This window comes from Candidatus Woesearchaeota archaeon, assembly GCA_003695435.1.
Lineage (GTDB): Archaea > Nanobdellota > Nanobdellia > Woesearchaeales > UBA11576 > J101.
The window spans coordinates 1-17,393 of sequence record RFJL01000035.1 but is presented as its reverse complement, the minus strand read 5'-3'; the positions used below and the strand labels follow the sequence as shown (position 1 = coordinate 17,393).

The following is a 17,393-nucleotide window of genomic DNA, read 5'->3' as shown; positions in this document are numbered from 1 at the left end:
ATCAAGATCTGGTTTGTTGATCTTGTAAGCATACTTCGGTTCTGATAAGTTTGATGATCTAGAAGTTCTGTAAGTGTTTTTGATGCTTCTCTTGCAGTATAAGGTGAATTTATGTATTTAAGAATTGTTTGTTTTGATGCATCAAGAGTATCGTCAGATGAGCTTAAAATTCTTGTCGGAAAGAGTAGTGCTTGGTGGGCAGTAATCGTGTTGAATTCTTCGGAGGTATATGACTCGTACGTAATGATAAGAGGGATTTGTTGAGAATTTTGTTGTTCACGCAATCTGCGCACCACTTCAACCCCATTAAGAGGCTCTTCTCCAGGAACATAGCTTTTGCTGGGGTGTAACGCGCTTACAATAAGATCTGCCTTTTCATTGCGATTTAAATAGTCTATAATGTTGGGAAGCGCGAAGAGGCGGGGATCTTGTAAGGGTTCAAATCTTTGGTCTTCGCTACTCAAAAATTTCACATAATTTTTCATAAATCCCTTAATAACTTGATAGGGGTTCGTGAAGACCACTGTCTTAACCTCTGTTTGAGGATTATGTCCAGAAGACATATATGCACTAAATGCTTTGGTGAAGAGATTATTGCTCATGGTCGTGTTAAGAGAGATCTTATTAAAATAGGTTATTATGAAGGTTCAAATTCTTCTTTTCCTCTTCCAACGCAATTTTTATAAAGTTTTGGAAAACTAATTCCTTGATGTTTTGCCCAGACTGCGGATCGCTACTACGTCCAAAAGTGGAAGATGGAAAAACGGTTTCCCAGTGTAGTTGTGGCTATTCTTCAGCAGGCAACGATCTTAAGTTTGAAGAAAAACAAAAAGATGCAGCTCCGGTAGAAGTTGTTGAAGAGGATGTTCGCACCAATCCTTTAACAAAGGTGAAATGTGATAAGTGCGGCCATGATGAAGCAGAATACTGGTTGCAACAGACTCGTTCAGGAGATGAGTCCGAAACGCAGTTCTTTAAATGTACAAAGTGCCACCATCAGTGGCGAGAGTACTAAGTTCACATGCAAGTTCTTTTTGTTCATGGGGGTACAACATTTAAGAGTAGGGAAGAGTTCCTTGATTATTTGAGAAATAAGCCTCTTCAGATCACGCCGAGAAAAAAGTGGAGTGCTGAGTATTTAACTCAAGCACTAGGAGAGGATTTTGATATTATTCGGCCTAGTATGCCTCTTAAAGAGAATGCGCAGTATGAGGATTGGAAGATTTGGTTTGAAAGATACCTTGAACTTTGCAGTGATGAGCTTATTTTAATTGGAAATTCTTTGGGAGGTATTTTTTTGGCAAAATTCCTCTCGGAAAATCAGCTCAATAAAAAAATTCGCTCAACGTATCTTATCTGCCCACCTTTTGATAATGATCTAGACGGGGAGGATCTTGTAGGAGGTTTTGAGTTAGGTGATGACCTCTCGTTGCTTGAAGAACAAGGTGGAAAGCTCACATTACTCTTTTCAAAAGATGACCCTTGTGTTCCTCCTCGACACGCGCACAAGTACAGGGAAAAACTTCCTCGCGCAAGAATCATTGTGTATGAGAGCAAGAATGGTCATTTTCAAGTAGAAGAGTTTCCTGAACTTGTTGAGATGATACGAGAAGATGTGCTATGATTATTATTTGTAAGCCCAACCAGCCTAAAACACGTATTATTGAAGTGACCCCTGATGGCTATAAGATTGCATTGAAGGCATCTCCTGAAAAGGGAGAAGCAAATGAAGAATTACTCAAATTTCTTAAAAAAGAGTTCAAAAAGGATTTTAAAATTATTTCTGGCAGAACATCTAAGAAAAAAATAGTGGTTGAAAAGTAATCATAACACGTTGTGCGTGCCTTTTGTGATTTTCTTTGTGATCGCGAGGACAAGAATTGTACAAAGCGAGTGCCGGTGAGACCTATCTTTACTAGTAGAAATGCTTTTGTTATTCTCTGTTTGGCATGGTGAAGTGCTTTGCCAGGCGGGGTATGATTTTTCTTGGATTTGCGTGATAGGATTGTCCCTGATAGTGTGATTTTTCTCCGTAGTGTTGTGTGCTTTGAGTAACGGGGGAGAATCGTAGGCGGGTAATCGCGTCAAGGTGGCGAATGAGTTTGTTGCTATTCATTGCGCGAATTTCAAGAACTCCTGCTGATCCTATTTGATGTTCAACGTTGCCAAATCCTTGGTCAAAAAAACCTGCGTCGTGCGCGCTAAGGCCTGCGCTTGTACGCTCGTCTGCTTTGACCATTTCCCCTGCAAGATCAAAAGGCAATCTGTTTAATTCGTACGTGACTGCAATGACCATTCTCTCTTTAGGAATAGTGATTGATTCATCACTGGATACTTGAAGAATGTCCCAATAGTCTTCAAAGGGAATATCTCCTTTCGCATTGTCAATGTCAATAGGGTCAAGGTTCTTCGCGTTTGGTTTTGAGATGAATCCTGGTATTTCAAGGTCTAGGTTGATTCTTTGAACAAGCCCGTTTGAGAACATCTCTCTGCGTGGAGCTATGGGTTTTCCATAGGGTGTGTACATGAAGGGCTCTTTTACGTATCGTGCAATGAGTTCTTGATCACTAAGATAGGGATTTCCTTTGAACAGTCTTAGTTGATTGAATCGCGTTCCTTCACGCCAGATAATGGGAAATATTTCAGGGGTTACTTCAACCCATAAATCACCAAGGTACCCTTGAGGAATAACATCGTTAAGAGTGGACCCATCAGTTCTTAGGTGTGCTACTACGCCGTCTCTTCCTGTTGTACTTTTTGGATTTGCAAATCCGTGAATCTGTTCTGGTAGGTTGAGTCGCGTTGTGATGTGGAACATGTAGGTCTCACCAACGTGTAACACGTCTTCTGGTTGTAGTTTCGCTTTTTGGAATTGGTTAATGACGTCCCAGTTTGTTTCATAGGGGCGTCTTGAAAGCGAACCTTTCATATGCCAGCCACTATCTACTGCAAGGTCAATGCTTGCAGGCATTACTTGAGAGTGAGCATCTGTGAAGAGAATGCGTTCTTCTTGGATTAGTTGTTCTAAGAGTTCGTTGCCCAGTGTGCAATTGGTGTATTTTTGAGAGGTGTGCATGGTCATATTATACGTATTTGAGGAAAAGAGGTGCGTTTTATGATAATCCCCTTTTTGAAGTTCTACTCTGAGTGTTATGTGTGAGACGTCGGAGGATTCTTTGACGTCAGAGGATTCTTTGTGTTGTTGTTATGAGTTAAAATTGTTCAACGACGCTATCAAGTGCGTCGTAGAGATCCCTTAAGTCTGTATTGTTAATGAACGTGTAATTTGCAATGTTTACCAACTCATCTATTTTGAAGATGTCTCCTTGCCTGTGCTCCAAGTCTTTTCTAACAAATTCCTCCCATGTCGTAGGATCTCCTTTTCTTGCTCTTTTTTGCATACGTTTCCAACGGATTTCTTGGTCTGCAATTATTGCAAAGAGCGTAAACCTAATTTCACCTTGCTCCCTAAGATTGAAAAAGTAGCCGACATCATCTAGTGTTCTTAGGCCGTCGATTGCTGCACGGCCGGTTCTTTTTGCACGATTGTATGCTTGTTCCATCCAGTAGTGCGGACCGAATTCCTCGCGTTTTCTATAACCCATCGCATCTTCGTTTTCTCTGCCAAAAGGTATTCCCTCTTTAATACATTGTTCTCTTACGAGATCTCCTATGCCAAAAGAGTCATAACCGTGGACTTGGTGTAAGAATGTTCCTGCATGCCCCTTTCCCGCACAGACAGGCCCTACAAGTCCTATGATGAATGGTTGTCGCATGTGTTGTGTTTGGAATTATCTCTTTAAGTGTTTAACGTCGTCTCTTATCTTTGACAACACTTTTTTGAGGTTTTTATGGAATTCTTCAAGTGTACCGTCATTGGAGATGAGAAAGTCCGCTGCCATAAGGCATTTTTGTACTTCTTGTCCTCCTCCTGCTCGTCGTTCTCTTCTGTCAATGATGAGAAAATCTTCAAAAGTGTCAGGGTCTCCTTTCCTTCTTCTTTTTTTGAGGCGTTGGAATCTAATATGTGGATCTGCATCAATTCCAATGAGGTAGAAGTGAAAATGTTTTTGAAAGTATTTGACTTCGCTCATATCACGTATCCCATCGATGACGAAGTATTTTTTTCTTCCTTTGATGTTTTTTGCAACGCGTTTTGCAAGGATGCTCTCTTTGCTTTCCGCTCTTAGTTGGGATCCTAGCTTGCTTAGTGTTTCTCGGTTTATGGGAAGTCCTCTTTCTTTTGCAATTGCTCTTATTTCTTGTGAGAGTGAGTGATGTTCAAAACCATGCTCTTTGAAAAATTGTGCTGCTCTTCCCTTTCCTGAAGCAATGGTGCCTGTAATTCCTACAACAACTTTCATACCTTTTATGATAGAGTGCTACTTTATAGATTTAACTTGTTCATGAGGGAGAAAAGATACCCAAAAACATTATAAGTGAAACTTCTAGAGTTTTCGTCATGGAAGAGGGTTTGTTATTTGTCATTTCAGGTCCTGATGGTGCTGGGAAGGGAACGTTGTTGAAAGAGATTCATAATTACCTTTATGATCGTAGTAAGAAGTACACGCACATAGTAACTACGCGTGAACCTACGTATGGTAGGTTCGGTGCAAGAGCAAGGGCCATGCTTCAATCAGATGGTGATGCTTGGTCTAATAAGGAAAAAGCAACGGAGTTGTTCATTGAAGATCGCATTGAGCATCATGAGCAAGTGATTTTTCCCGCGGTTAAGCGGGGTGCGGTGGTGTTGTGTGATAGGGAGCGTTATGATACTGTTGCGTATCAATCAGCTCAGGGTATGGACACGCAGTATTTGGTGCAACGACATCATGATTTGCAAAGGGAGGGAAAACTTGCACCCGTGAATCTTGCAATAATTTTGGAAGTTGATGTTGATGTTGCTATGAAGAGAAGGCTTGCTGAATCGGAAAAAGAGAAGTTTGAGGATCCCAAGTTTCAGATAGAGCTTAGATCTTATTTTCGCAAGTGTCCTGAGTTTTTTCCCGATACTTCTTTTGCATTTATTGATGCGAACAAACCTGTTTGCGATGTTGTGAGCAGCGTGGTAGAACACTTAGAAACAATTCTTCCATATTGAGAATGTATGCAAAGGTATGTGACGCGCCGCTTAACATGATGCACTGATGAGTTGATACTTTTACTTTTTAGCTGAATTAGTTGAATTTTTTTGAGAAAAGTTGAGAATAAAAAAATTTAGTCCTCTTCGGCTTCGATGTGGTCGAAGAGGGTGGTGTTTTTTTGGATGGTTTTGTAGCTTATTTTTGGTGGTGTCATTGTACCTCTTTTCCCCAGCTTACGCTACAAGCCATTTGAGTGGTTTAATGAGTAAGCGGAGGGTTATATCCCTTAATTCGGTGTTGTAGAAGGGTAGGAAAAAAGACTATATAAAATGTCTGTATGTCAAACATATATTCTTCATTGAGCAATTACGCAAGAGTGATAAGTACGTTTAGTGGTATAAGAACTACTTTCGCTCAAGACCGTCAAGGGGTTTGCCCATGGTGCTGAAGAGGGAGATGAGTTGTGCTGAGAGTACTTGTGCAGTTGCAGCATCAACTTTAATGTTGAGTGTTTTCATGCTCTGCGTTACATACGTGATGTTGTAGACTTGTCCTACATCAGGGAGGTTTTGCAAGATTACCATGATTTTAAGAGGAATTTCTTTGGCATAGTCTTTTTCCTGTACTTTTTTGGCAGCGTCAAGTGCTTCTTCTACTGTGCTGGTGAGTGTTTTTTCATCAAGAGGCAGTAATGGCGAATCATCTTTTTTGAGAAGATCTCCTTCTTCTTTGATACTAATTGATGTGCCGTTGACAATGAACGTAGTCATTTTTTGTGTTTGTTCATCATAGTAGCCTACATGGTATTCTGAGTAATTATTTCCTTGGACCATGAAGAAAACATGCACTAGTTTTGCTTGAGGGTGGTGTTCTAACCATGCTTGAACTCCTTGATCATCTCGTAGTTGTTCTAAAATATAGTTAATTTTCATTGGGCCTCTGTTTTCACGCGTTCGCCTTTTTGGTTTCTTCTTTCTCTTGGGTTTCTTCTTTTTGAGACTTGGTAGTTGTGGTCGTCTTGGTAGTGGTTATTCCTAGATCAATAACTGCCCCATAAGGTCCAGGATTGATGAAAAGAGTTTTCCCTCTTTCTTCATGATGTCCAAAGCATTCATGGATGTGTCCTGCAAAAACAAGTTGGGGCTGTAGTTCTTCAATAGCACGCATAAATGATTGCGATCCTACATGTACGCCATCATAGAGCTCATCAAGAACTGTTCCAAAGGGAGGTTGATGTAAAAGGAAGATGATAAAATCCCCTTTTTTGATCTGTTTTTTATGTTTTTTAATGAAGGCTTCAAACTCAGGTTGTTTTTTTCGAAAACCTTCGCCACCATAGCCAATGATTTTAATTTTGCCTTGTTCCCATATTTGTTCGTGGATGAAGGTTACGTTGTTGAGTTGTGCGCAAATATTGCGTACTTCTTCTTCATCTTCGTGATTTCCATGAATGAGAAGAACAGGTTTTTTGAGTTGTTCGAAGAGTTGGAGGTTTTCTTTTGTGGTATCTCCAAAAACAGTGAAGTCACCCCCATGTAAAATGAGATCGATGTGTTCTTCCTTAATTGCCTTTTTAATGTTTTTAATTGCTGTAGGAGAGTTGTGCGTATCAGTAATTGCAAGGATTTTCATGAACTGAATACGCCAGAGGCAATTTATAAAGGTTTGGAGACGCCCTACGCTCTTTATTTATAAAAGAGAAGAGTATTTATACTACCTCTACTTTTAACCATTTCAAGGGGACGTCATAACTATGACTTGTGGTAAAAAAGGTTTTATAACACTGGTACTGGTATTTGTTTTCATAGCAGGCCTTGCCACTCTTGCAACGATTTCCGTTCTTTCCCACGATGACGTTATTACTGGCCATGCAATTGCTCAAAACACACTTGGAGCACAACAAAACACCCTTAATACGGACACTACCGACTCGGATACTTCTGCACACGCAACAAGTGCTCAGGAAGATGTGAGTGTCTTGCAAGAGCAAACGCAACAACAATTGCTTGAAGAAGTTCAAGAAACAGTTGCACAAGAACAGTTGCAAGAGCAAGAAAAGGCAACACCCATCTATGCTTCTTATACTTCTCGCTCGAGAGGAGGCGGTGGTGGAAGTAGCTCAAGTTCAAGTAGCTCTTCGACATCAAGTTCTACCGCGCCAACCACCGAATCTGTGCAGAAGGAAGGAATTGGTGCAATTGTGTTTTCTTCTGCTGTTGAAGAGCCTGCAATAAAAGACGTTGTTATTGAATATAATTTCATTAGCGTTCCTTCTGACTCTCCTGCAAATATTCCTGCAACCCTTGTGTTTGAGGGTTTACCATATACTTCAACACCCCTTGTGTTGCAAAACGGCAAGGTTTGCACACAGGATTGTTCTACTGTTGATTACCAAGAAGGCACACTCACTGTTGATGTTGAGCACTTCACTAATTACACGACGGTGGGCAATTACCCTGCTTGTTCAGGTACGTTTTCCTCCCCTAGTAGTGTTACAAACAACGACTCTGTTATTCTTACGCTGTTTAATGCTGAACCTGCAAGTGCAGGAAACAACGTAACCCTCTACACTCCTCAGGGGGTACTTGCCAATGCTTCAAGTTACAGCATTTCAGCTCCTTTTAGCACGTATTCTTGGCAGGTGCAATCGCTAGGTTTTGGAAATCACACTTTTTATGCAAGTATCGAACCACTTAATTGCACGCTTAACTTCACTCAGGAAGTTACGAATGTTGATTTTATTGCTCCTTCTGCAATAACCAACCTTACTCGAATAAACGCGACAAACACCTCGTTCACACTTACATGGAATAACCCTTCTGATCTAGATTTTTCCCACGTGGAAGTTTATCTTGACGGAGTGTTTTTTGCGAATATCTCAGATTCCTCTCTTACCATCGATAATCTTCCAAAAGGCGTTCCTCACAACGTTACTTTGTACACCGTTGATCTTAACGGTAATAAGAACACTACAGCAGTTGAGCTCTTTGATGTACGTCCTTATTTTGATTGTTTAACACAACTTGAGTGTGATGATGGAAATCCTGCAACACTTGATTACTGCTCAACGGAGTCTCTTGATGGACTTGTCTGCATTCACAGACCGATTAACTTGTACGGTCGCATTGTTGATGAGGACGGAAATCCTGATGGTGGCGCGCAGATTTCTTTGATTGACAGCTCGGTGTTCACCATTGATTTTAATTCAACAGAAGGTGATTTTGAAGCTGTGCAACCAAAACCCGTTCCCGATCTGGTTGCTGATGAGAATGGAACCTATTATGGTTTTGCAGATCCTTCGAAAGTATTTCATCTTGCAATTAATGGATCTATCAAGCGCGATTTTAATGTTCAAACACACAAGAAAAAGAAGAAAATTGATGGAACGCCAATTTCAAAACCTGCAAATTTCCCCATCATTCTTCCAGAAAATGGAACGCTTAATGTTCTTTTTGAGTCTGCAAGTGCTGGATTGCGCTCTGATCTGCTTATTGAGTCTCCTGTTCAGGCAGTTATTGTGAACAAGTCAGAGGTTGGGAAAAGTGCTAATTTCACAGGTCTTCAAGCAGGTGATGAGGTTGTTCTCTCTATTTTTGTTCACGCAGATAAATGGGGACTTCCTACATATAAGCACTATTCTAATGATTCTGATTACGCAATTGTTGAACGTGTTGATTATAATACGTGGCGCGTTCGTTTTGAGGATCTTGATGCCCAGTATTCTAACCCTGATTGGGATTACAATGATGTTGTGGCACTCATCGGTCTTGACACAACGATTAATGAGTCTTTCAACAATTCCGCACAAGATTGTGATAATGATGGTTATTTGAACTGGCAAGATGATGATGATGAGTGGTGCGATATTAACGAGCACGATTCAGAAGTTGATAAGAATTCAACACAATGGTCCACAGATTACAACGTTGCAGGACATATTGTATACGGTGGAGAGTTTGAGAACGAGAATAAGTATACTTGCGGGGAAAAAGTTCGCTTTTTGATGTTTGGAAAAAACTCAGGAAATCAAGATCTTAACATCACGTTTTATGTGGAAAGTCATGTGAATGGAGGAAAGCCTGATGATGCGGGAACGCCTTGTACCGTAGGAGGTGACATATTGTATTGTGGTGATGATCAAAACCCTCAAGAAACACTGTACTTGCCACCAGATGGACAAAAATATTCCAAGTATTTTGATTTTGAAATTCCCTGCAGTTACCCCGAGGGCAAGTATGATATTCACATACAGCATAACCCCAAGTGGGGTAACATGCATAAAATTGGAAACTTCTTTGTTATTCCCGATACTACTGCGCCAGGCATTCTTGTAGCACCTTCACCACTAATCACCTACACGAATGAAACTGCAACGGTGTATTATGATGCTCAGGATATTCCCCAGCCAGGAACAGTGCGTATTTCAAAAATTGCCATTCTCTTCGGATCAGGTCTTGACGTACGCGTTGATAAGGACATCACTCAGGACGGACCTGACCAGGATTTAGATCCCACTAATGATAATGATTACCTTCTTTCGCAGGGGGGTAGCTTCTTTAATCTTACCTACAATAAGAGCGGTCATTACACCGCACGTTTTACAGCTGTTGATGCCTCAAATAATACTGCTACCTTTGATTTACCTGTCCACGTGTACCTTACAGAAGATGAGGCTAGGAAAATCTATATTGATATGATTAATCAGAAATGGAACAATACTTTTGGATTGACCTATCTTGAAGCAGGAGGAGGATCTGATCCGAGTGATTTCAGGGAGAATTTCTTGTATTACGATGATGCTTGTGAAGAGATTAATGTTGATGTCTTCTTCAAGGACGACCAGTTTGCAACCTATACTCACATGGAATATATGACACCACTTAATACGAAACGTAACCCTACATATTATAGAAATGTTACTCAAAATGAGAGTCGTGTTGACGAGCCCGTTGGAGGGGTTTATGGATACCTTACTGATCAATGTCTAGTACAGCTTAACAATAGGAATACGGATAATAAAAATTATTATCAGCATTATATTCTTGCTCTTGCTAATACTACGGAAGAAGAGTTTAGAGGGAATGTTTCTGAGTATTTGGATTACGTGTGGTGTAAAGAGAACTCCGTCTGGTGTTAACGCGATTAACAAGAGGGCTTTTCTCGACGATTATGTAGCGTAATATTTATATACACTACTTCTACACTACGCCATAAGATTCAGGGGTGGATCATTGAATGAAAAAAAGAGGAAGAGCTTAAGCTCTCATTATAAAAAGAGGTATTATCAAAGACTTCTTGAAGAGCAGAGAACGGTACGCGTAGCGCCGCTCTTTTTTACGCTCCTCATCCTCATTACGCTTAACGCGCTTTTGTTCTCATCAAGCATCACAGGATTTGCTTCACTCGGAACACCCATTGATACTAAAGTTGTTGAAGTTCTTGATCAAAAAGGAACTGTTGATGTTCTTATTGAACTTGACACGCCTTCACCGCTGCAAGCAAGTGCGCAAGAAAAGCAACGCATTCGCGATGCGCAAAGAGAGCTACGCTCCTTAGCAGCATCTTTTCCTCAATCAGATCTTAACATTCGCCACCTGTTTTCAACAAGCAATTATGTTTCTGCAACAGTTTCTCCGCAAGGTCTTGAGGCACTTAGAAAAAATCCCTATGTGAAATCAATTGAATATGATCGCCCCGAACATATTCTTTTGCAAACATCCACTCAATTCATTAATGCAACAAAAGTCTATACGAAACTCAAAAATGGCGTGAACCTTACGGGAAAACATCAATCTATTTGTGTTATTGATACTGGAATTAATTACCTTCACCAAGATTTAGGAGGATCTGCTTTTCCAAACAGTAAGGTGATTGGTGGAACTGATTTTGTCAATGCAGATAACGATCCTTTTGATGATAATGGACACGGAACACACGTTGCAGGAATTGCAGCAGCAAATGGCGTTCTTAGAGGTGTTGCGCCCGATGCAAACATTGTGGCAGTAAAAGCATTTGATGTTAATGGTGCGGGACAAACATCAACAACCATTGCAGCAATTGAATACTGTACGCAAAACAAGACCCTCTACAACATTAGCGTTATTGTTATGAGTTTTGGATCAGGTGAGTTTAAACGATGGAATACTGTGTCTGATTGTTTAGCTGAAAACCCTTCTGCTGAAAGCGCCGCTCTTAGTGCGGCAAGAGCTGCAAACATCACTCTGGTAGCTGCGTCAGGAAACGATCCTGTTGACGACGGAATTCAATACCCTGCCTGTCATCCAGATGTCATCTCTGTTGGTAATTCAGACTATTCAGATACTCGTTATTCTTTGTCTAATGTAGGTGATCTTCTCGACATTTTTGCACCCGGGGTGAATATTAACTCCACCAGTCACACCAGCGCTACTTCTTACGTGTCTTTTACTGGAACATCGATGGCTACGCCACACGTAGGAGGTGTTGCTGCACTTATAGCGCAATATGAATCCCTGCAAAACAACACTCCTTCTCAAGAAAGCATTCTCAAAGCACTTAAATCTTCAACACACACCGTAACCACCGCAGGAAGAACATTTAAACGGCTTGATGCTCTTGAAGCAATAAATGCTGTGCTTGATGTTAATACATCTTCTCGTACTATCAGCTCACCCTACGCAAAAGTTTCGTTTAGTGCAGACGTAGACTATTCTAATAGCACTGCTGCGTTTACGTTTGGTCCTAACCTTATCATATTCAACGAAACATTTTCTGCATATAATATTCCTTCAAACATCACCTTTGTCAGTCTTCCCTATAATAAACGTCCCGTAGTGTACAGAAATGGAGTTCTTTGTTCTTCTCCAAGTTGTAATATTACCAGTTATTCTGGAGGTAATCTTACCTTTGAAGTTGCTGGCTTTTCAAATTATACGTCTGGGCCAAATGCACGACTTGAAGTGTGGGATCAAAATGACCCTGATCACGAATTCCTCAACATTACTAAGGGCAACAATATCACCTTTTTTGCAAATTACACCAATGTTACAAGCGGTCTGTACATTTCTAGTGCGCAGTGTAACATTTCTTTTGCGGACAGTTTTAACAAGGTTATGAATTATAATGCAACAACAAAGCTCTTTGAGTATACACGAAACTTCACCCTTGCAGGTCTTTACACATATAACGTGACTTGCTCTGATTCTAATTATGAATCTCTTAATGTAAGTGACCTTGTTGACGTCCTTACAAGTTGTGCAACACCACCAAGCGGTATTAACTGGACAATCCCCGAGAACAAAACAGTTACTTGTAACAATGACCTGATTACTTTTTCCGATCAAGTGCTTATTATGAATGCTAACACAACACTCATTCTCAATTTCACAAAGTTTAATTATTCATTCCCTACTGCACAGACACTTATTAACGCAAGCAATACCTCAACTGTTGTACTCAATAATAGCGTTATTGAGGGGGCAAATACTGCTGCAACACTCGACATTGCAGGAACAGCAATTCTTGAAAATTTCACCTTTAACAACACAGCGATCTCACTTACAGGAACGCTTCATGCACGCAACAGCAACTTCTATCGTGCATCTCTTCAAGGATCTTCCCAAGCAACAATTATTGATTCAACGTATTCTGGCGATTCTGTTAACCGATTTGAAACAACATCAAATGCAGTGCTTGATGCAGATAATATTACTTTTGACGGCGAGCTACGCCTTGAAGGATCATCAATAGCACGCCTGAACAACTCCGTTATCAAGAACACTTTACAACTGGGGGGAACAGCTGTGCTGAATGCGACGAACACCAGTATTATTAATACCTCAATTTTCACTGTTGCGTTCAACACAGATCCGGTAATTGATGGATTTTTTACCATTCTTGCAACACCTTCCATCTCTGCACTTGCAACACTTCACAGATACTATCCCATACGTATCAACTACACGAATGGCGATCCTGTAAGTAATGCTGTGATAAATGTAACTAACAGTTCAGGCGATCTTATTGAACAAACAGTATCTGACGTTGCAGGGCTTGCTAAGATCCGTCTCAATTTTACTTCCTCAACTGTTTCTGAGACATTCAATGTGAGTGTGAACCCCACAATAACCACCTTGGTGAATACGACAACCCCTCTCGTCTTCACTTTGGCAACTCCTGATACCATTCCTCCAAACGTAACGCTACTCTTGCCTCTTAACAACACTATAACGCAGAACACTTCTCTTAACTTCACGTTTAACACATCCGATGACAATCAAACGGATAATTGCAGCATTTACTTGGATGCAATTTTGAATCAAACAAACACTACGCTTTCTAATGGTGTGCATAACTTCACCATAACAGGTATTGATGAAGGTGTGCACAATTGGTCTGTTTCTTGTACTGATGTGAATGGCAATACTAACACGTCACAGACATTTTTCTTCACCACTGACCTTACCGGTCCTGTTGTTGAACTCCTCACTATCAACAACGCACAATTCAACACGAATACCTTTAACCTCTCCTTTAACACAACTGATGCACTCTCAAGCGTAGTGAATTGCTCATTATTCATTAACGCAACTCTTGACCAGAGTGACAACACCATCACGCAGACCGTTGAGCAGAACTTCTCTGTAACGCGCGCCGATGGAGTGTATAATTGGTCAGTTTCCTGTGTTGATAATGCAACAAATAAGGGGTTAAGTGTTTTAAGAACGTTTGAAGTTGATGCAACTGCACCCACCTTTTCCAATGACGTTCAAAACCCTCTTAGCAGTTCTACGTATACTACAGGTCCTTGGGAATTTAACATTACAGTAAGCGATGCGCACATCGACACAGTCATTCTTGAAATTAATGGTACGAACTATACTGGAACAATCAATGCAGATAATGTTACTGTGCTTCTTCCCAATCTTGGTGCTGGAAGCTATGTTTATACCTGGTACGCAAACGATACCTTTGGTAATAAGAACAAAACTTCCTCAACATATAGCATCCTCCAAGCTGTTCCCGATCTAAACTTAACGCTTAATGGGAATTACAATGATCTTAGCGTAACTTATGGCACCCTAACTACTGCAAATGCAACATCAACAGTGATAACACCAAGCCTTCTTCTTAACGATTCCCTTGTAACAAACCCTCACCTCGCAACGCTTGCTGCAGGAACATACAACTACACAGCTACCTTTGCAGGTAATCAAAACTACTCTGCTCGCAATGTTTCACGAATACTCACAGTTAATCGCGCTAGTTCTTCTTGTTCATTACTCCTAAACCCTGCAAGTCCTCAAGTGTACACCACCGCTCTTAATGCAAGCTGTTCATGCACGAGTCCTGAAAATAGTGCGCTTCTTGAACGTAACAGCACAGACGTAACGAGTGAAAATAATCAATTAGTTGTTCTTGCAGCGGGAACATATAACTATTCTTGCTCTGTTGCGCAGAGCCAAAATTACACAGCTGCGCAGAACCAATCGTTTTATACCATAAACCGCGCAACGCCAGCCCTTGCTATTGCATCGCAACCAGGAACTAGCTTCACCTATGGTGTGCAGAGTAATGTTTCTTGCTCAGCAAATACGAATCAAGTATCGCCTCAATTCTTCCTCAATGGAACTGCAATCGCTTCACCGCATGTAACGACGCTTGCAGCAGGATCCTATAATTACACCTGTAATTCATCACAAACTCAGAATTACACTGCTCACAGCGTTGAGCAAATTATTACCGTTTCTAAGGCAACACCCTCTGTCACTCTCCAGTTGAGTCCGAGCAGTTCTTTGATTACTTCAAGTCCTCCAACGAATTATTATCTGGAGACATGGGGTGCGCAGTGTAGTGTGACGCCTTCAAGTTTACCTGTGCAATTACTCATCAATTCAACAGTGGTCACTACACCATATAATGACGTGCTTGCTGCAGGAACATATAATTTTACTTGCAGAGCTGCAGAAACACAAAACTACACAAGTGGGCAGTTTGAACAGCTAATCGTTGTTGAAAAACTCACCCCCGTACTTAACCTTACACTTAATGGTAATGCAGGAGATATCAGCACGATTGAAAATACCAACGTGACTGTCTGGACCAACCTCTCAATTCCTGAGTCTCTTGTACTCACGAGAAATGGAATTATCATTAATTCTGGTATTCCCCCTCTTGAAAATGAAACTAATTACACCACTGCAGGAACCTACGTGTTTAATTCCTCTTTTGCAGGGAACCAAAACTACAGTGCTACATCTCGTTCAAGAATTCTTACAGTGAATTCTCCTGCTCCACCTCCTAGCGGGGGCAGCGGTGGTGGCGGAAGTGGCGGGGGCTCTTGTATTGCTACGTGGAGCTGTTCTGAGTGGAGCGAGTGTTCTGCAGGTGTGCAAACAAGAAACTGTACGCAAACAAACTCCTGCTCAAACACCAAGAACAAACCTGTTGAGATTCAGAACTGCGTAATGCCTGCAGTAACTCGAGAAATAGGAGGCTCCTTCATCCCTACGCAAACACCTTCAAGAACTCAGCGTAAGAGTGCTTCCTGCTTTGATGGCGTTCAAAATCAGGATGAAGAAGGTGTTGACTGCGGAGGTGTGTGCAACAAGACTTGTGTACCTCCAGGTATTCAAAAACCGCAACCAACTACGAGTTGTGGCGATGGAGTTTGTTCGGTTGATGAGATGTGTTCTTGCCTTACAGATTGCAGACCAGGAAATGAAATTCTTCTTGTCATCATCATTCTTATCGCATCGGGACTTCTTGGAATTGCGCGAGGCTTCAAACATAAAAAACTACATGAAAAAGTATCAAAACCAACTAAGAAGCGTTATTCACAAAAAGGTAAGAGGGTTTCTGCTAAAAACAATTCTGATGATAAGATTCGAAGTAAGAGGGGGCAGCCCACGCAAAAGACACAGGGGACTCAGACGCGAAAGAGGCAGATGCAAACGGCGCACAAAACCCCCTTTTCAAACAATCCACTCTTTTCAAGATTATTCGGTGAAAAAGATCCTCTTAAACGATATGTCCAAGACCAACTCAGAAAGGGAAAGTCTAAGGAGGAAATTGCAATGGAAATGAAACAAGCAGGAATTCGTCCTGAGCGCGTAGAGGAGGTACTTAAATGAGAAGAACATTCACGTTAGGATTGATAACCTTGCTGTTGGGAATAGCATTGTTCTTCATTCGTGAGAGTCTTAGCTTTACTTGGCATGTCCCGGTACTTTTAACAATGCTCATCACGCTTATTTCCCTTTCTTACTTTATCAAAACAGGTAAAGAAGAAGATTTATGGTGTTCGTTGGTCTTTGCAACAGCGGTTCTTGAAATCCTCATCTATTACACCATTCTTTGCTACTCCTGTAATCTTATCTATGGTGTGCTTGCAGGACTACTTTTTGCAGGTCAAATAAGTGTTGCGTACCTTTTATATGATAAGAAGCGTACAGATAAGACGAAAAGAGTGTTTGAGAAAACAATCCCTCTTCTTTGCGCACTTGGTCTTATTGAATTTGTTTTCGCAATTTTGTTTATTGTCAAAGCTTCTGTGCTCAGCGCAGCAAGCTTTGCACTGATGGTAGTGCTCTTTGCAATTATGATCGTTGCGCTTGAACGCGCATATGAGTACTACAAGAACAACGCTAAGAGCATTCCTAAAGAGGTGCTCTCAAAAAAGTTAATGCGTAAAATTCTCTGTGCTCTTATTATTGGGCTGGGGGGTTTTGTGCAATACCTAATAATTTGTGGGGTGGTATAATGTACCAAAGATACATAAAGAAAAACGGACAAGAATTGGGACCCTATTGGTACCACAGTTTCAAAACAAGAGATGGAAAGGTAAAATCAGTCTACCTTGGATCCGATGAAGAGTCTGCAAAGCTCAAATTAGAGCAGTTGCGCATTGAGCGTGCTGAGCTTCGTCGCGAAGAGGACTTGAAGATCGCTCGTCTTGAAGAGCTTAAGATGAAACTTCGACGTCCAACTGATGAAAAAACGCAAGAAGAACTTCTTGCAGAAATGGAAGAAATTAAGGCATTACTCAACTTGCCAAACTAAGTTCCTCTTAGAAACCCCGCAATCATTGTGGTTTGCTGGAGGGAGTTGTAGATCAAAAGACCCTTTTTCGCTACGCGAAAAATACGTCGCTGCCTTTTAGGAGAGTAGCAGTGGGCGGGGCGTATCAGGAATGAGCTTTACGCTCTTAGCTCTCTCCAGTAAAACTACAACTGCATTTCTAAGAGGACTCTTCCTCTTTTTTATTGTAATGCGATGACGAGTATGTCTTTGAACTTCGTCACGTGGTGATCTGGGCGTTGGTAATCTACT

Annotated in this window: 14 protein-coding genes; 8 read left to right on the top strand and 6 right to left on the bottom strand. The window is 41.1% G+C overall.

What is annotated here, in order from left to right; translation table 11 throughout:
- A partial coding sequence (locus D6774_02365; protein ID RME78076.1) for a hypothetical protein occupies window positions 1-602 on the bottom strand: 602 nt, incomplete at its 3' end.
- Between the two features lie 104 nt (window positions 603-706).
- Here D6774_02365 and D6774_02360 point away from each other — a divergent pair.
- From D6774_02360 to D6774_02350, 3 genes are read left to right on the top strand one after another with little or no spacing between them, the layout of a single operon-like run.
- Window positions 707-1,015, top strand: coding sequence for a transcription factor S (locus D6774_02360; GenBank protein ID RME78075.1), 309 nt, complete (start codon window positions 707-709; stop codon window positions 1,013-1,015).
- Between the two features lie 6 nt (window positions 1,016-1,021).
- Window positions 1,022-1,624 (top strand): hypothetical protein, encoded by a 603-nt coding sequence (locus D6774_02355; GenBank protein ID RME78074.1) that lies wholly within the window; start codon window positions 1,022-1,024, stop codon window positions 1,622-1,624.
- Entirely contained in the window at window positions 1,621-1,824 is a 204-nt protein-coding gene (locus D6774_02350; GenBank protein ID RME78073.1) for a hypothetical protein, read from the top strand. The genes D6774_02355 and D6774_02350 overlap by 4 nt, the downstream gene beginning before the upstream one ends.
- Before the next feature lie 109 nt (window positions 1,825-1,933).
- Here D6774_02350 and D6774_02345 read toward each other — a convergent pair whose 3' ends face one another.
- The 3 genes from D6774_02345 to D6774_02335 all read right to left on the bottom strand — a co-directional run bounded on the left by D6774_02345 (window position 1,934) and on the right by D6774_02335 (window position 4,364).
- Window positions 1,934-3,082, bottom strand: a complete 1,149-nt coding sequence (locus D6774_02345; GenBank protein RME78072.1) for a hypothetical protein — start codon at window positions 3,080-3,082, stop codon at window positions 1,934-1,936.
- A 130-nt stretch (window positions 3,083-3,212) separates the two neighbouring features.
- Window positions 3,213-3,776, bottom strand: a complete 564-nt coding sequence (locus tag D6774_02340) for a hypothetical protein (GenBank protein RME78071.1) — start codon at window positions 3,774-3,776, stop codon at window positions 3,213-3,215.
- A gap of 15 nt (window positions 3,777-3,791) precedes the next feature.
- Entirely contained in the window at window positions 3,792-4,364 is a 573-nt protein-coding gene (locus D6774_02335; protein ID RME78070.1) for a hypothetical protein, read from the bottom strand.
- 98 nt (window positions 4,365-4,462) lie between these two features.
- Here D6774_02335 and tmk point away from each other — a divergent pair, with 98 nt between their 5' ends.
- Window positions 4,463-5,101: a dTMP kinase gene (tmk, locus tag D6774_02330; protein RME78069.1), complete on the top strand. Its 639-nt coding sequence runs from the start codon at window positions 4,463-4,465 to the stop codon at window positions 5,099-5,101.
- A gap of 387 nt (window positions 5,102-5,488) precedes the next feature.
- On the opposite strand, the gene D6774_02325 is transcribed toward tmk, so the two are convergent.
- Both D6774_02325 and D6774_02320 read right to left on the bottom strand, forming a co-directional pair.
- Complete coding sequence (locus tag D6774_02325) at window positions 5,489-6,016, bottom strand: hypothetical protein (protein ID RME78068.1); 528 nt, start codon at window positions 6,014-6,016, stop codon at window positions 5,489-5,491.
- Window positions 6,017-6,029: 13 nt separating this feature from the next.
- Window positions 6,030-6,716, bottom strand: a complete 687-nt coding sequence (locus D6774_02320; protein ID RME78067.1) for a hypothetical protein — start codon at window positions 6,714-6,716, stop codon at window positions 6,030-6,032.
- Window positions 6,717-6,837: 121 nt separating this feature from the next.
- On the opposite strand from D6774_02320, the gene D6774_02315 reads away from it, so the two are divergent.
- The 4 genes from D6774_02315 to D6774_02300 all read left to right on the top strand — a co-directional run bounded on the left by D6774_02315 (window position 6,838) and on the right by D6774_02300 (window position 17,123).
- Entirely contained in the window at window positions 6,838-10,221 is a 3,384-nt protein-coding gene (locus tag D6774_02315) for a hypothetical protein (GenBank protein RME78066.1), read from the top strand.
- A 73-nt stretch (window positions 10,222-10,294) separates the two neighbouring features.
- Window positions 10,295-16,195 (top strand): hypothetical protein, encoded by a 5,901-nt coding sequence (locus tag D6774_02310; protein ID RME78065.1) that lies wholly within the window; start codon window positions 10,295-10,297, stop codon window positions 16,193-16,195.
- Window positions 16,196-16,299: 104 nt separating this feature from the next.
- Complete coding sequence (locus tag D6774_02305; GenBank protein ID RME78064.1) at window positions 16,300-16,824, top strand: hypothetical protein; 525 nt, start codon at window positions 16,300-16,302, stop codon at window positions 16,822-16,824.
- The gene (locus D6774_02300) at window positions 16,824-17,123 is read left to right on the top strand and encodes a hypothetical protein (protein RME78063.1); all 300 of its coding nucleotides are present in this window, start codon (window positions 16,824-16,826) and stop codon (window positions 17,121-17,123) included. The genes D6774_02305 and D6774_02300 overlap by 1 nt, the downstream gene beginning before the upstream one ends.
- Window positions 17,124-17,393: the final 270 nt, after the last annotated feature.

Excerpts from the sequence above, each read along its gene's own strand:
- D6774_02355 (RME78074.1), top strand. The coding sequence starts at position 1,022 with ATGCAAGTTCTTTTTGTTCATGGGGGTACAACATTTAAGAGTAGGGAA.
- D6774_02350 (RME78073.1), top strand. The coding sequence starts at position 1,621 with ATGATTATTATTTGTAAGCCCAACCAGCCTAAAACACGTATTATTGAA.
- D6774_02345 (RME78072.1), bottom strand. The coding sequence starts at position 3,082 with ATGACCATGCACACCTCTCAAAAATACACCAATTGCACACTGGGCAAC.
- D6774_02340 (RME78071.1), bottom strand. The coding sequence starts at position 3,776 with ATGCGACAACCATTCATCATAGGACTTGTAGGGCCTGTCTGTGCGGGA.
- D6774_02335 (RME78070.1), bottom strand. The coding sequence starts at position 4,364 with ATGAAAGTTGTTGTAGGAATTACAGGCACCATTGCTTCAGGAAAGGGA.
- tmk (RME78069.1), top strand. The coding sequence starts at position 4,463 with ATGGAAGAGGGTTTGTTATTTGTCATTTCAGGTCCTGATGGTGCTGGG.
- D6774_02325 (RME78068.1), bottom strand. The coding sequence starts at position 6,016 with ATGAAAATTAACTATATTTTAGAACAACTACGAGATGATCAAGGAGTT.
- D6774_02320 (RME78067.1), bottom strand. The coding sequence starts at position 6,716 with ATGAAAATCCTTGCAATTACTGATACGCACAACTCTCCTACAGCAATT.
- D6774_02315 (RME78066.1), top strand. The coding sequence starts at position 6,838 with ATGACTTGTGGTAAAAAAGGTTTTATAACACTGGTACTGGTATTTGTT.
- D6774_02305 (RME78064.1), top strand. The coding sequence starts at position 16,300 with ATGCTCATCACGCTTATTTCCCTTTCTTACTTTATCAAAACAGGTAAA.
- D6774_02300 (RME78063.1), top strand. The coding sequence starts at position 16,824 with ATGTACCAAAGATACATAAAGAAAAACGGACAAGAATTGGGACCCTAT.